A 14,183-nucleotide genomic window follows, 5' to 3' on the forward strand; every position below is an offset into this window, starting at 1 on the left:
CATGTCTTCGAGAAACGTCACCGCCAGGGGAGGTGCCTTCTCCGCCGGCCAGGCGGAGCGGTCCCTGGCCGACCGCTTCGAAGACCAGTCCGGCCACAACGCGGCAACGGACCATGAAGTTGCCCGCAGCGACGAAATCAGTGTGGGCGTCATCCTGGGCTTCCCCGCCGAGATAGCTGACGAACTGCAGCGCTGGCGCGCGTCCTTTGGCGATCCCCTGGCCGGGGTGGTGCCCGCGCACATCACGCTGGTCACCACTACTCCCACCCAGGACTGGGAGGCCACGCTCCGGCATGTCCGCGAGGTGGCCCGCTGGCAGAGCCCCTTCATGGTGACCATCGCCGGAACCGGAACTTTCCGGCCGGTTTCGCCGGTGGTGTTCATCAACGTGGAGGACGGCTTCGAGGAGTGCGTGGACCTGCACCGCAAGCTGCAGCAGGGTCCCCTTCACCGCGAACTGCCCTTTGCCTACCATCCCCACGTCACCATCGCCCATGATGTCGCCCCTGAAAGCCTGGATGAAGCCGAAACGGTGCTGAAGAACTACAGGGCCACCTTCCCCGTGGTTAGCATGGGACTCTATGAGCATGATGCCGACGGCATCTGGCAGCTACGGGAAGAGCTGGACTTTGGGACCGAAACTGACAACCACGCCGGCACCAGCTTCACGGACGCTGCCGCGGACACTACAACCGAAAGCGGCTGACCGGCAGCCGCTGCCCACCGAGCACGCCCAGCTGGAGCTGGCCGTCATCCAGAAGCGGATGGAATGGGGGAAAGCCAGGAGAGCGGGCGGCGGCGTGGTGCCGGGCCTGATGGCACTGGTCCAGTTGCTGCTGGCCAAACTCAACACCTTGCGCCCCATGCGGGCCTTCCAGCACTACAACCGCCAGCACGGGCCCCTGCTGAGCGCCGGGATTGGCTTCCGGATGTTCTTCTCCATCACCGGCCTCCTCACCACCGGTTTTTCGATAGCCGGGCTTGTCCTCAGCGGGCAGCCGGCCCTCCTTGACACCATTGTTGCCACGGTGGCGCAAAGCGCCCCGGGCCTCCTGAAAGTCGGCAACGGGGACGGACTGGTGGACCCAAAGGACCTCCTGAACCCGGGGAGCCTCGGCTGGACGGCGGTTATTGCCGCCGTGGTCACCATCATCACCTCGCTGGGCTGGATCAACGGGATGAGGGACGGGCTGCGCGGCGTCCTCCAACTTCCTCCGCTCGTGGTCAACCCCATCCTGGTGAGGCTGCGCGATGCCGGAACCCTCCTGCTGCTGGGGCTGGCCCTGGTGATCAGCGCGGGTGCCTCCCTTGTCTTCGGCACGGCGGCGGGCTGGGTGGTGGGCTTCCTGCATCTTAGCGACGCCGTGGCCGGACCCCTCACCACGTCGGTCAAGATCGTGGTGCCGCTGGTCCTGAACTGGGTCACAGCGCTGATCATGTTCCGGCTCGCGGCCGGACTCAAGTTGTCCCGGCAGGCGCTGCTCGAAGGCACCATCCTCGCCGCCGTAGGCACCACCGTTCTGCAGATCTTCAGCACCGAGCTGCTGGCAGGTGCCAGCCGGAACCCAATCCTCGCCTCTTTCGCCATCATCATCGGCCTGCTGATCTGGTTCAACCTGGTCAGCCAGGTCTACCTTGTCTCAGCCGCGTGGTCGGCGATCCGTGAGGCTGACCTGGAGTCCGGCGGAGCTCAGCGGAAAACCATCCTCGGCGCGCGGCGGGCGACGCCCCAGACCTGACCTGCATCGCCCAGCGGCCGTCTAAGAGCCGTTCCCTGCGTCCAGGTACTGGTCAGCCCAGGCGGCGATAATCCGCGCTGCCCGGGCGGCCTGGCCCTTGCCGGTCAGGAGGTGGTCGCTTCCCTCCAGGGAGACGAAGTTCCGCGGGTGGCGGGCGGTCTGGAAGATGGTGCTGGCATTCTCAATCCCTACGGTGTTGTCGGTAGGGGAGTGGAGCACCATCAGCGGCTTGTGCAGCTGCCTGATGCAGTCCGTCAGGTCCGCGTTCTCAAGGTCCTCCACGAAGTGCCGGCGGATTTCCACGCGCTTGCCGCCCAGGTCCACTTCGGCGCTGCCCTCACTCAGGATCCGGTCGAGTGCGGCATCGAACACATGGGCTACGTGCTTGGGGGAGAAGGGCGCTCCCACGGTGGCAACGGCGTCCAGTTCCGGAATCTCCCGGGCAGCGGCAAGGACCGCAGCGCCGCCGAACGAATGGCCCACCAGCAGCGAGATTTCCTTCCCCTCGCTGCGCATGAATTCCGCCGCCTTCACCGTGTCCGCCACCTTGTGGCTGAAGGATCCGGCAGACCATTCCCCGGCGGAGCCGCCCAGGCCAACGTTGTCGAAACGCAGCATGCCGATGCCGCTGTCCGCCAGCGCCTTGCACATCCGTGCCGCGGAGGGGCTGTCCTTGCCCAGCGTGAAGCCGTGGGAAAACACTCCCCAGCCCTTGACCGGGCCCTCGGGAACATCAATGATGCCGGACAGCATTTCGCCCGTGGAACCTGCAAAGGACACTTTTTCGGAGCGGGACAAAGGGGACCCTTTCTGCGGCCGGACAGTTTGCTCTATCACTTGTGGTCCCTAAACCCCCGGCTTAGGGACCAAAGCTGATAGAGCATCCGGGGTGCTTAAGTGCTGGAACGACGACGGCGCCCTCCACCACATGTGGTGGGTGACGCCGTCGGCCGTAATACTGTTGCTGGAACTGCCCTAGATCCTGCGGGCCAGGATGGCCTGCTTGACCTCGGCGATAGCCTGCGTGACCTGGATGCCGCGGGGGCATGCTTCGGAGCAGTTGAAGGTGGTGCGGCAGCGCCACACGCCTTCCTTGTCGTTGAGGATCTCCAGGCGCATGTCGCCGGCATCATCGCGGGAGTCGAAGATGAAGCGGTGCGCGTTCACGATGGCGGCCGGGCCGAAGTACTGCCCGTCGGTCCAGAACACGGGGCAGGAGGACGTGCAAGCAGCACACAGGATGCACTTGGTGGTGTCATCGAAGCGCTCACGGTCCTCAGCGGACTGCAGGCGCTCCCGGGTGGGCTCGTGGCCCTTGTTGATCAGGAAGGGCATGACTTCGCGGTACGACTGGAAGAAGGGCTCCATGTCCACGATCAGGTCCTTTTCCACCGGCAGGCCCTTGATGGGCTCCACCGTGATGGGCTTGGACGTGTCCAGGTCCTTCAACAGGGTCTTGCAGGCAAGGCGGTTGCGGCCGTTGATGCGCATGGCATCCGAGCCGCACACGCCGTGGGCGCAGGAACGGCGGAATGACAGGGTGCCGTCCGTCTCCCACTTCACCTTGTGCAGGGCGTCCAGGACACGGTCCGTTCCGTACATGGTCAGGTGGAAATCGTCCCAGGTGGCTTCCTCGGAAACCTCCGGGTTGTACCGGCGGACCCGCAGGTGGACGTCGAACGTGGGGATCTCGCCTCCGCCGCCGACGCCGGCGGGCAGTTCAACCTTTGAGGCTGGCTCAGCGATTTCGGTGCTCATCCTAGTACTTCCTCACCATCGGCTCGTAGCGGGTAAAGACGACCCGTTTGGTGGCGAGGCGGATACCGGCGATTGATTCCGCCGATCCGTCAGCCGGCGCGTGGTCATCCTTGTACGCCATGGAGTGCTTCATGAATTTCTCGTCGTCACGCTCGGGGAAGTCCTCGCGGAAGTGTCCGCCGCGGGATTCCTCGCGGTGCAGGGCAGCCACGGTCATGACCTTGGCCAGTTCCAGCAGGAAGCCGAGCTCAACGGCCTCGAGCAGGTCCAGGTTGAAGCGCTTGCCCTTGTCCTGGACGTTGATGCGCTTGTACCGCTCCTCGAAGGATTCGATGTCGCGCAGCACCTGGTTCAGGGTGTCTGCCGTACGGAACACCTGCATGTTCGCGTCCATCGTGTCCTGCAGTTCCTTGCGGATCTGGGCTACTTTCTCATCGCCGGTGCCGTTGCGGGCAATGTCCAGCAGCTCGGTGGTGTAGGCCAGCGGGTTCTCCGGCAGCTCCACGTACGGCGCGGTCTTTGCGTACTCCGCGGCGGCAATGCCTGCGCGCTTTCCGAAGACGTTGATGTCCAGCAGCGAGTTGGTGCCCAGGCGGTTGGAGCCGTGGACGGAGACGCAGGCAACTTCACCAGCGGCGTAGAGGCCGGGGATCACGGTGTCGTTGTCCTGCAGGACCTCGGTCTGGATGTTCGTGGGAATGCCGCCCATGGCGTAGTGCGCGGTGGGGAACACCGGCACCGGCTCGGTGTACGGTTCCACGCCAAGGTAGGTGCGGGCGAACTCGGTGATGTCCGGGAGCTTGGCGTCGATGTGCGCCGGTTCCAGGTGGGTCAGGTCCAGGAGGACGTAATCCTTGTTCGGGCCGCAGCCGCGGCCTTCGCGCACCTCATTGGCCATGGAACGGGCCACGATGTCACGCGGCGCCAGGTCCTTGATGGTGGGGGCGTAGCGCTCCATGAAGCGCTCACCCTCGGAGTTGCGGAGGATTGCACCTTCACCGCGGGCGGCCTCGGACAGCAGAATGCCCAGGCTTACCAGGCCTGTCGGGTGGAACTGGAAGAACTCCATGTCTTCCAGCGGGATGCCGCGGCGGAAGGCGATGCCCATGCCGTCACCGGTCAGGGTGTGGGCGTTGGACGTGGTCTTGAAGACCTTGCCGGCGCCACCGGAGGCGAACACCACGGACTTTGCCTGGAACACATGCAGTTCACCGGAGGCGAGGTCGTAGGAGACGACGCCGGTCACGCGCTTCTGCTTGTAGGCAGTGCCGTCTTCGCGGACAGCGTCCTCTTCAACCGTCAGCAGGTCCAGGACGTAGTACTCGTTGTAGAACTCAACGTTGTGCTTGACGCAGTTTTGGTACAGGGTCTGCAGGATCATGTGGCCGGTACGGTCCGCGGCGTAGCATGCACGGCGGACGGGAGCCTTGCCGTGGTCACGGGTGTGGCCGCCGAAGCGGCGCTGGTCGATGCGGCCCTCGGGCGTGCGGTTGAAGGGCAGGCCCATCTTTTCCAGGTCCAGCACGGCGTCGATGGCTTCCTTGGCCATGACCTCGGCGGCGTCCTGGTCAACCAGGTAGTCGCCGCCCTTGACGGTGTCGAAGGTGTGCCATTCCCAGTTGTCTTCCTCGACATTGGCAAGGGCTGCACACATGCCACCCTGCGCCGCACCCGTGTGCGAGCGGGTGGGGTAGAGCTTGGTCAGTACTGCTGTGCGCGCGCGCTGACCGGACTCGATCGCGGCGCGCATGCCAGCGCCACCGGCACCGACGATGACGACGTCGTACTTATGGACCTGCATACCAGACGCTCTTTCTCTCAAAATTCGCTATAAAACAACGGGGCGGCTTTGCCTGCTCCGCAAAACAGGGCCCGCGGACAAGCCCGCGGGCCCAGGGTCGTGCCAGTGCTAGGCAGGGCAGAAGCCACCCGGAAGGGCAACGCCGTTCACTACGGGGCACGGGTTGAAGGTGAAGATGACCAGGGTGCCCAGGAGGATGATGACCACAGCGGCCGCGTAGAGAACGGTCTTCAGCCAGCGGCGGGTGGACGTCTTCTCGGCGTAGTCGTTGATGATGGTCCGCACGCCGTTGGTGCCGTGCAGCATGGCCAGCCACAGCATGGCCAGGTCCCAGAACTGCCAGAACGGGTCGGCCCACTTGCTTACCACGAAGCCGAAGTCAATGGCGTGGATGCCTTCGCCGACCATGAGGTTCACGAACAGGTGGCCGAAGATGAGGACCACCAGCACCACGCCGGAAAGGCGCATGAACAGCCAGGCGATCATCTCGAAGTTGCCCTTGGAACCGCCGCTGCGGCGGTACTGGGGAGCGATCCGGCCGCTGCGGGGGCTCTCGATGGTTGCAGTCATGGCTTAGTGACCTCCGAGGGCGAGGGACAGGTGGCGGATGGAGAAGGCGACCATGGTCACGACCCAGAGGGCCAGGACTGCCCACAGCATCTGCCGCTGGTACTTGGCGCCCTTCTTCCAGAAGTCGACCGCGATGATCCGCAGGCCGTTGAAGGCGTGGAAAACGATGGCAGCCACTAGTCCGGTCTCACCCAGCGCCATCAGCGGATTCTTGTAGGCGCCGATCACGGCGGTGTAGGCCTCCGGTGACACACGCACCAAGGAGGTGTCCAGGACGTGGACCAACAAGAAGAAAAAGATCACTACACCGGTAATACGGTGTCCTACCCAGGACCACATGCCTTCACGGCCGCGGTACAAGGTGCCAGCTGGTTTTGTCGGCACTGATAAACCTCCCTGCAACACAGCGGCGCTGGCATGAGATCCATGCGGGGGGAACGCCTGCTGTGAGAGCACTCGTAGCTCAGGCCTAAATCTAGGCTTCGCTAACAGCTTATTCAATTTAGACGATTGTTGGTGCCCAGCGCTGGAGCGGATTTTGCGGGGAAATGAGACAAACACCACATCCGTGCTGGCCCGGAGGCCGGGGCAGAGGCCAAAACGCGGGCACGTGCGCCGCCACAGGAGCCGCGCGCGGCCCTTCAGCTAAAGTAGCCGTGATGAGTACAGACAAAGTGACAAGCCCGGCTTCACCCCTTGACCGCTTCATTGCGGTGATTCCGGCAGGCGGAGTGGGGACCCGCCTCTGGCCTCTGTCACGAGCAGCAGCTCCCAAGTTCCTTCACGACCTCACCGGATCGGGCAGCACGTTGCTGCGCGCCACCTACGACCGGCTGCATCCGCTCGCGGGCAACCGGATGCTGGTGGTGACCGGCCAGGCGCACCGTGAAGCCGTGTGCCGCCAGCTTCCCGAGGTGCGTGACTCCGACCTTGTCCTGGAGTCTGAGCCCAAGGACTCCGGTGCGGCAATCGGCCTTGCGGCGGCAATCCTGCACGAACGCGATCCCGACACCATCATGGGTTCCTTCGCCGCCGACCAGGTGATCAGCCCGGACAACCTCTTCCAGGAGGCAGTCCGGGAAGCCATCCATACCGCTGCTGCCGGTAAGATCGTGACCATCGGCATCAAGCCCACCCACCCGTCCACCGGTTTCGGTTACATCCGTTCCGGCAAGGCCCTCCACATTGAAGGCGCCCCCAGCGCCCACGACGTTGTGGAGTTCGTCGAAAAGCCGGACGAGACGGTGGCCCAGCAGTACGTGGACAGCGGCGACTACGTATGGAACGCCGGCATGTTCGTGGCGCCCGTGTCGCTGATGCTCAAGCACCTCGAGGCCAACCAGCCCGAACTGTTCCAGGGCCTGCAGGAAATCGCCCGTGCCTGGGACACCCCCCAGCGTGACGAGGTCACTGCCCGCATCTGGCCCACCCTGCCCAAGATCGCCATTGATTACGCGGTGGCCGAACCCGCCGCCGAAGCCGGGGACGTCGCCGTCGTGCCCGGTTCCTTCCGCTGGGACGACGTCGGCGACTTCGCCTCGGTCGGCCGCCTCAACAGCGCCAAGGAAGTGGACGACGTCACCGTTCTCGGTGAAGGCGCCCGCGTGTTCACCGAGAACTCCAGCGGCGTTGTTGTCACCGACACCAAGCGTGTCATCGCCCTGATCGGAATCCAGGACGTTGTCATCGTGGACACCCCGGACGCCCTTCTGGTGACCACCATGGCCAATTCCCAGCGCGTGAAGGCTGCCGTGGACGCCCTTAAGGCGAGCGGGGACACGGACGTCCTCTGACCGGGAACCTGCCGGCACTCCACGTGCCGGCAGGGCCGGGATGTAATGCGGCTCAGCGAATGGGCGCTAATGCCGCCACCCTCGCTAGAGTGAAACAGTGCGCAACTACACTACTGAAGCCGAGCCCACCGCCCTGGTGGCTCCCTGGCTTGAACCGCTCCTGCCGGAACTGCTCGAATTCCGCAGGGACCTGCATGCGCACCCGGAACTGTCCTTCAAGGAGTTCCGCACCACGGACAAGCTCGCCGAGCGGCTCGAAGCTGCAGGCCTGAGCCCCCGCCGCCTGGAAGGCACCGGCCTGACGGTGGACGTAGGCGAAGGCCCCATCGCAACAGCCCTGCGCGGTGACATCGACGCCCTGCCCATCATCGAGGAGACGGGCCTGCCGTTCGCGTCGAAGAACCACGGCGTGACCCACGCCTGCGGCCATGATGTGCACACCACCACCATGCTGGGCATTGCCCTGGTCCTGCACCGGATGCACCAGGAAGCACCCCTCGGCGCCACCGTCCGGATCATCTTCCAGCCCGCCGAGGAGACCATGCCCGGCGGCGCGCATGCCTGTATCGAACAGGGCGTCCTGGACGGCGTACCCCGGATCCTCGCCCTCCACTGCGACCCGCGGATCGAAGTGGGCAAGGTGGGCACCAGAATCGGTGCCATCACGTCCGCCTCGGACACCATCCGGATCGAACTGTCCGGGCGCGGCGGCCACACCTCCCGCCCGCACCTCACTGAGGACCTCGTGTTCGCGCTGGCGCAGATTGCCGTCAACGTCCCGGCCGTGCTGTCCCGCAGGGTGGACGTCCGCAGCGGCGTTTCCGTGGTGTGGGGCCAGATCACCGCCGGCTCGGCGCCCAACGCGATCCCCGGCAGCGGCTACATGGCGGGAACCATGCGCTGCCTGGACCGGGACGCCTGGCATGCCGCCGGTGAACTGCTCGACGAGGTGGTGCACCAGGTGGCCGCGCCCTACGGCGTGGACGTCCACCTTGAACACACCAGGGGAGTGCCGCCGGTGGTGAACTCCGAGCATGAGACGGCGATCATCGAGGCCGCTGCCCGCGCCGAGATCGGGGAAAGCGCCGTGGTGCTGACACCCCAGTCCATGGGCGGCGAGGACTTCGCGTGGTTCCTGGCCGAACTTCCCGGCGCGATGATGCGGCTGGGCACTAAAACGCCCGGCGGCGAGGACTACGACCTGCACCGCGGCGACTACATCCTGGACGAACGGTCCCTGGGCCTGGGCATCCGGGTGCTCACGGCAGCAGCCCTGCGCACCATCCGGGACCTGGAGCAGGCGCCCCTTTCCTAGCCCCGTCCCGCCGGGGGCCGGCCGGGAGGTGCGGATCCGGCGGCGGGAAAGCACGACGGCGGTTCAACCGTGGCGGTCCGCATGGCGGTAAGTTGTGCACAACTTAGTTGTGCGTTATGGTAGTTTCATGACCGAAGCACCCCGCCTGGACCGGCAAGTATGTTTTGCGCTCTATTCGGCGTCCCGGGCCGCCACCGCCGTCTACCGGCCGGTCCTGGACGAGCTGGGCCTCACCTACCCGCAGTATTTGGTCATGCTCGTGCTGTGGGAAAGCGAACCCCGGGGAGTCAAGGAACTCGGCGGGGAACTCGGCCTTGACTCAGGCACCCTGTCGCCCCTGCTCAAGCGTTTGGAAGCCCTCGGGTTCGTGGAACGCCGGCGGTCCGGCGAGGATGAGCGCCGCGTCGCCATCCACCTGACCCCCGCCGGGCGAAGCCTCAGCGGCCCGGCCAGCGCCATCCCGCAGCGGCTGGCCGACGCCGCAGGGCTCTCGCTGGATGAACTTGAACGGCTGCGGACCACCCTGGGCAAGCTCACGGCCGCGCTGCATGAATCACTCTGAACGCTGAATCCGCCACCATCCCATCTACAGGACGGACTTATTTCGTGAAAACTCTCTACACCGCCGAGGCACTGGCCTCGGGCGAAGGGCGTGACGGTACCGCACGCAGCAACGACGGCCGGCTGGCCGTGGACCTGGCCAGCCCTGTGGAACTCGGGGGCAGCGGCCAGGGCACCAACCCTGAACAACTCTTCGCCGCCGGCTTCGCCGCCTGCTTCCACTCCGCACTGCGCCTGGTCGGCCGCAAGGCAGGCGCAGACCTCACGGACTCGGCCGTCGCAGCAAAAATCCACCTTGGGCAACTGGACGGCGGTGCCGGCTTTGGGCTGGCCGCCGAACTGGAAATCGCCCTTCCCGCCCTGGACCTGGCCACCGCAGAGGACCTGGTGGCCAAGGCGCACCAGGTCTGCCCCTATTCGAACGCCACCCGCGGCAACATCAACGTCGACCTCAAGATTCTGGAGTACGCAGCATGAGCACAGCCCTCGCAACCACCACCCGTGAAATCCGGCTCGCCTCCCGCCCCGTGGGGCGCCCCTCCGGTGACAACTTCGAACTCGCAGAGTCACCGCTGCCCGCACTCGAAGACGGCCAGATCCTGGTGCGCAACCTCTTCATGTCCGTGGACCCCTACATGCGGGGCCGCATGAACGACGTCAAGTCCTACTCCGCTCCCTTCGCTGTAGGCAAAGCGCTCGACGGCGGCGCGGTGGGTGAGGTGATCGCGTCCCGTTCGTCAGCACACAAGGAGGGCGACGTCGTCGTCCATTCCCTGGGTTGGCGGGAGTATGCGGTGGTGGACGGCAGTGCTGCCAACCCTGCCCGCACTGACCTGGCACCGGCCTCGGCTTTCCTCGGCGCCCTGGGCATGACCGGGCTGACGGCGTACACCGGCCTGTTGAAGGTAGCGGAATTCAAGCCGGGGGACGCCGTGTTCGTCTCGGGCGCCGCAGGTGCAGTCGGTTCCCTGGTCGGTCAGATCGCCAAGGCCATGGGCGCCTCGCGGGTCATCGGCTCTGCAGGCTCGCCCGCCAAGGTGGAACGCCTCCTGGAGCTGGGCTTCGACGCCGCGTTCGACTACCACGATGGTCCCGTGGTGGAGCAGCTGCAGAAGGCAGCAGGCCCCGCCGGCATCGACGTCTACTTCGACAACGTGGGGGGCGAGCACCTGGAGGCGGCCCTGGCGGTCCTCAATGTGGGCGGCCGGGTGGCAATGTGCGGCGCGATCGCACAGTACAACTCCACCGAACCGACTCCCGCACCGCACAACCTGATGCAGGCAATCGGCAAGCAGCTGACCCTGCGCGGCTTCCTGGTGGGCGGCCAGCGGCAGCACGCGGCTGAGTTCGCGGAGAAGATGGCCGGCTGGCTTGCGGACGGCACCGTACGCTACGACGAAACGATCGTGGACGGGCTGGAGAACGCGCCGCAGGCGTTCATGGACCTCCTGGACGGGGCAAACACCGGCAAGATGCTGGTCCGGCTGTAGCCGCCGCAGGCATCCGCGAGCAGTAGGGGCACCGCTTTCCGCGGTGCCCCTACTGCTTGGTAACAACTTGTAAACAATCTCCCGGATGGACTTCCGGCGTGCTATGGGGACGTGGCGCAGGCCACTAAAGTAAGTGCCATCAGTGCGCTCCGGCGCAGTGCTGCGTGCCTTCAGTGAAAACAGAATTTCAGCGCCGAAACGGACACTCATTGAATTCCAGCCCGTAGCGCCACTCGCATCATCCCTGGAGGAAAATTGAAGAAATCACTGCGTGCCAGCTTCAAGCGCGGTTCAATGGTAAGCGTGGCCACCCTCGGTGCGTCCGCGCTTGTACTTACCGGCTGCGGTGCGGCCCCCGAAGCCGGAAGTACCGCATCCGCAGGTGCCAGCGACTACACAGGCTGCATCGTTTCGGACTCCGGCGGGTTCGATGACCAGTCCTTCAACCAGTCCTCCTATGAGGGCCTGAAGAAGACCGAGAAGGACCTTGGCATCAAGGTCAACCAGATCGAGTCAAAGACCAACAACGACTTCGAACCCAACCTGCGAGCCATGGTTACCGCCGGTTGCAACCTGACCATCACGGTCGGCTTCCTGCTGGGCGACGCCACCAAGGCACAGGCAACGGCCAACCCGGACAAGCACTTCGCCATCATCGACTTCGGCTATGACCAGCCCATCAGCAACGTCAAGCCCATCATCTATGACACCGCCCAGGCGGCATTCCTGGCCGGTTACCTGGCCGCAGGCACCACCAAGACCGGAACCGTGGCCACCTTCGGCGGCATCAAGATCCCCACCGTCACCATCTTCATGGACGGCTACGCGGACGGCGTGAAGTACTACAACCAGCAGAAGGGCAAGAACGTCAAGCTGCTCGGCTGGAACAAGGACGCCCAGGACGGCAGCTTCACCGGCGACTTCGAAAAGCAGGACGTTGGAAAGCAGCTGACCAAGAACTTCCTGGACCAGGGCGCTGACATCGTCATGCCGGTGGCCGGTCCCGTGGGCAAGGGTGCAGGAGCCGCGCTCAACGAAGCCAAGGCTGCCGGCAAGGACGTCAAGCTCATCTGGGTTGACTCCGACGGCTACCTCACCGCCCCGGACTACAAGGGCATCATGCTCTCCTCGGTCATGAAGCAGATGGGCGAGGCCGTGGAGACCGTGGTCTCCGAGGACAAGGACGGCAAGTTCAACAGCACCCCGTACGTGGGCACGCTCGCCAACGACGGCGTGCAGCTGGCACCCTTCCACGACCTCGATTCCCAGGTCCCCGCGGAACTGAAGTCCGACCTCGAGAAGATCAAGAAGGACATCGTCGACGGCAAGCTGAAGGTCGAGTCCGCAGCAAGCCCCAAGGCCTGACCCACCACACGAAGCGCCACCGCCGGTCCGTCACCCACTGGCCGTCCGGTGGCGCTTTTTGCTGGCCTGACGTTTACCGCGCGCGGCCGGCGCCTCCCGGTACTGCAGCCACTAGGCTGGTGCTGCAGCCATATATCCCGTCCGGTCTGATCACCGGACGCTTCGAGATTGGTCAGAGTTTTGAAACTTGAGCTTCGAGGGATCACCAAACGCTTTGGCACGCTGCTGGCCAACGACCACATCGACGTGGTGGTTGAGCCCGGGCAGATCCACTGCCTCCTTGGAGAAAACGGGGCGGGCAAATCCACCCTGATGAACGTGCTCTACGGGCTGTACGAGCCCACCGAAGGCGACATCCTCATCGATGACAAGCCCGTCACCTTCCGCGGGCCCGGCGACGCCATGGCTGCGGGAATCGGCATGGTGCACCAGCACTTCATGCTGGTGCCGGTCTTCACCGTGGCCGAGAACGTAGCCTTGGGCGCCGAACCCACCAAGGCTGCCGGCTTCCTCAACCTGGACCAGACCCGGCAGCGCATCAAGGAGATCTCGGACCAATACGGTTTCGACGTGGACCCGGACGCCCTGGTGGAGGACCTGCCGGTGGGTGTCCAGCAGCGGGTGGAAATCATCAAGGCGCTGGTCCGGAATGCCAAGGTACTGATCCTCGATGAACCCACGGCCGTGCTCACGCCTCAGGAGACGGATGAACTCCTGGACATCATGCGCCAGCTCAAGTCGCGCGGCACCTCCATCGTCTTCATCTCGCACAAGCTGCGCGAGGTCAAGGAAGTCTCGGACACCATCACTGTGATCCGCCGGGGCAAGGTGGTGGGCACCGCCGATCCTGCCGCCTCCACCACCGAGCTCGCCTCGATGATGGTGGGCCGGGCCGTGAGCCTGACCCTGGACAAGGCCGCTGCCCAACCCAGGGAAACCACGTTCGACGTCCGCGACCTCACCGTCGTCGCGCCCAACGGCCAGCACGTGGTGGACCACCTCAGCTTCCACATCAAGCGCGGCGAAATCCTGGCCATCGCCGGCGTGCAGGGCAACGGGCAGACCGAACTCACCGAAGCCATCCTGGGCCTGCAGGAGCGGGTCACCGGCTCCATCGTCCTGGACGGCAAGGAACTCGTGGGCCGGTCCGTCAAGGAAGTCCTGGACGCCGGCGTCGGGTTCGTGCCCGAAGACCGCAAGGTGGACGGGCTGGTGGGCACCTTCTCCGTGGCCGAGAACCTGATCCTCGACCTGTATGACAAGCCGCCCTTCGCCAAGGGGATCAGCATGAGCCCGGCGAAGATCATGGAGAACGCCAAGGCGCGCATCGGTGAATTCGACGTCCGCACACCGTCGGCTGCATCGGCGGCCGGAACCCTGTCCGGCGGCAACCAGCAAAAACTGGTCATGGCCCGTGAGCTCTCCCGGCCCCTGCGCCTCTTCATCGCTTCCCAGCCCACGCGCGGCGTGGACGTTGGCTCCATCGAGTTCCTGCACCGGCGGATCGTCGCCGAGCGCGACCAGGGCACCCCGGTGATGATTATTTCCACCGAGCTCGATGAAGTCATGGAACTGGCCGACCGCATCGCAGTGCTCTACAAGGGCAAACTGGTGGGCACCGTTCCCGCCGGGACCAGCCGGGACGTCCTGGGCCTCATGATGGCAGGCATCCCGCCGGAAGAACACGCACCGGCAGACCATGCACATACCCCGCAGGCCGGCACCCCGGCCCCTGCCGCCAACGCCGAGGGAGCCGACCATGCCTGACCAGCAAGCCCCAGAAAACGCCCC

14 protein-coding genes are annotated in these 14,183 nt (G+C 65.1%); 9 read left to right on the plus strand and 5 right to left on the minus strand.

Annotated features, from left to right (window positions below; all coding sequences use genetic code 11):
• The first annotated feature begins 1 nt into the window (after nt 1).
• Nucleotides 2-706, plus strand: a complete 705-nt coding sequence (locus NMQ03_RS06045) for a 2'-5' RNA ligase family protein (protein ID WP_255174838.1) — start codon at nt 2-4, stop codon at nt 704-706.
• Between the two features lie 58 nt (nt 707-764).
• The gene (locus NMQ03_RS06050) at nt 765-1,739 is read left to right on the plus strand and encodes a YihY/virulence factor BrkB family protein (RefSeq protein WP_255175542.1); all 975 of its coding nucleotides are present in this window, start codon (nt 765-767) and stop codon (nt 1,737-1,739) included.
• Nucleotides 1,740-1,760: 21 nt separating this feature from the next.
• Here the strand turns inward: NMQ03_RS06050 and NMQ03_RS06055 are convergent, their stop codons facing one another.
• The 5 genes from NMQ03_RS06055 to sdhC form a co-directional block, all read right to left on the minus strand.
• Complete coding sequence (locus NMQ03_RS06055) at nt 1,761-2,537, minus strand: S9 family peptidase (RefSeq protein WP_141940544.1); 777 nt, start codon at nt 2,535-2,537, stop codon at nt 1,761-1,763.
• A gap of 177 nt (nt 2,538-2,714) precedes the next feature.
• The gene (locus tag NMQ03_RS06060; protein ID WP_255174839.1) at nt 2,715-3,497 is read right to left on the minus strand and encodes a succinate dehydrogenase iron-sulfur subunit; all 783 of its coding nucleotides are present in this window, start codon (nt 3,495-3,497) and stop codon (nt 2,715-2,717) included.
• 1 nt (nt 3,498) lies between these two features.
• Nucleotides 3,499-5,298, minus strand: coding sequence for a succinate dehydrogenase flavoprotein subunit (gene sdhA, locus NMQ03_RS06065; protein WP_255174840.1), 1,800 nt, complete (start codon nt 5,296-5,298; stop codon nt 3,499-3,501).
• 108 nt (nt 5,299-5,406) lie between these two features.
• Entirely contained in the window at nt 5,407-5,868 is a 462-nt protein-coding gene (locus tag NMQ03_RS06070) for a succinate dehydrogenase hydrophobic membrane anchor subunit (RefSeq protein WP_255174841.1), read from the minus strand.
• 3 nt (nt 5,869-5,871) lie between these two features.
• Nucleotides 5,872-6,207 carry a succinate dehydrogenase, cytochrome b556 subunit gene (gene sdhC / locus NMQ03_RS06075; RefSeq protein WP_026265921.1) on the minus strand — a complete coding sequence of 112 codons (336 nt, stop codon included), beginning with the start codon at nt 6,205-6,207 and terminating at the stop codon, nt 5,872-5,874.
• Between the two features lie 320 nt (nt 6,208-6,527).
• On the opposite strand from sdhC, the gene NMQ03_RS06080 reads away from it, so the two are divergent.
• The 7 genes from NMQ03_RS06080 (at nt 6,528) to NMQ03_RS06110 (ending at nt 14,159) form a co-directional block, all read left to right on the plus strand.
• Nucleotides 6,528-7,661 (plus strand): mannose-1-phosphate guanylyltransferase, encoded by a 1,134-nt coding sequence (locus NMQ03_RS06080; protein WP_159632567.1) that lies wholly within the window; start codon nt 6,528-6,530, stop codon nt 7,659-7,661.
• A 97-nt stretch (nt 7,662-7,758) separates the two neighbouring features.
• On the plus strand, nt 7,759-8,976 hold the full coding sequence (locus NMQ03_RS06085) for an amidohydrolase (RefSeq protein ID WP_255174842.1): 1,218 nt from the start codon (nt 7,759-7,761) through the stop codon (nt 8,974-8,976).
• Between the two features lie 127 nt (nt 8,977-9,103).
• Nucleotides 9,104-9,538 carry a MarR family winged helix-turn-helix transcriptional regulator gene (locus NMQ03_RS06090; protein ID WP_255174843.1) on the plus strand — a complete coding sequence of 145 codons (435 nt, stop codon included), beginning with the start codon at nt 9,104-9,106 and terminating at the stop codon, nt 9,536-9,538.
• A gap of 44 nt (nt 9,539-9,582) precedes the next feature.
• Entirely contained in the window at nt 9,583-10,014 is a 432-nt protein-coding gene (locus NMQ03_RS06095; RefSeq protein WP_255174844.1) for an organic hydroperoxide resistance protein, read from the plus strand.
• A complete protein-coding gene (locus NMQ03_RS06100; RefSeq protein WP_255174845.1) occupies nt 10,011-11,027 on the plus strand; it encodes an NADP-dependent oxidoreductase in 1,017 nt (338 codons plus the stop codon). Before NMQ03_RS06095 ends, NMQ03_RS06100 begins: the two co-directional genes overlap by 4 nt.
• 294 nt (nt 11,028-11,321) lie before the next feature.
• Complete coding sequence (locus tag NMQ03_RS06105) at nt 11,322-12,392, plus strand: BMP family protein (RefSeq protein ID WP_255175543.1); 1,071 nt, start codon at nt 11,322-11,324, stop codon at nt 12,390-12,392.
• 180 nt (nt 12,393-12,572) lie between these two features.
• Complete coding sequence (locus NMQ03_RS06110) at nt 12,573-14,159, plus strand: ABC transporter ATP-binding protein (RefSeq protein WP_255174846.1); 1,587 nt, start codon at nt 12,573-12,575, stop codon at nt 14,157-14,159.
• Nucleotides 14,160-14,183: the final 24 nt, after the last annotated feature.

This window comes from Arthrobacter sp. DNA4 (genome assembly GCF_024362385.1).
Lineage (GTDB): Bacteria > Actinomycetota > Actinomycetes > Actinomycetales > Micrococcaceae > Arthrobacter.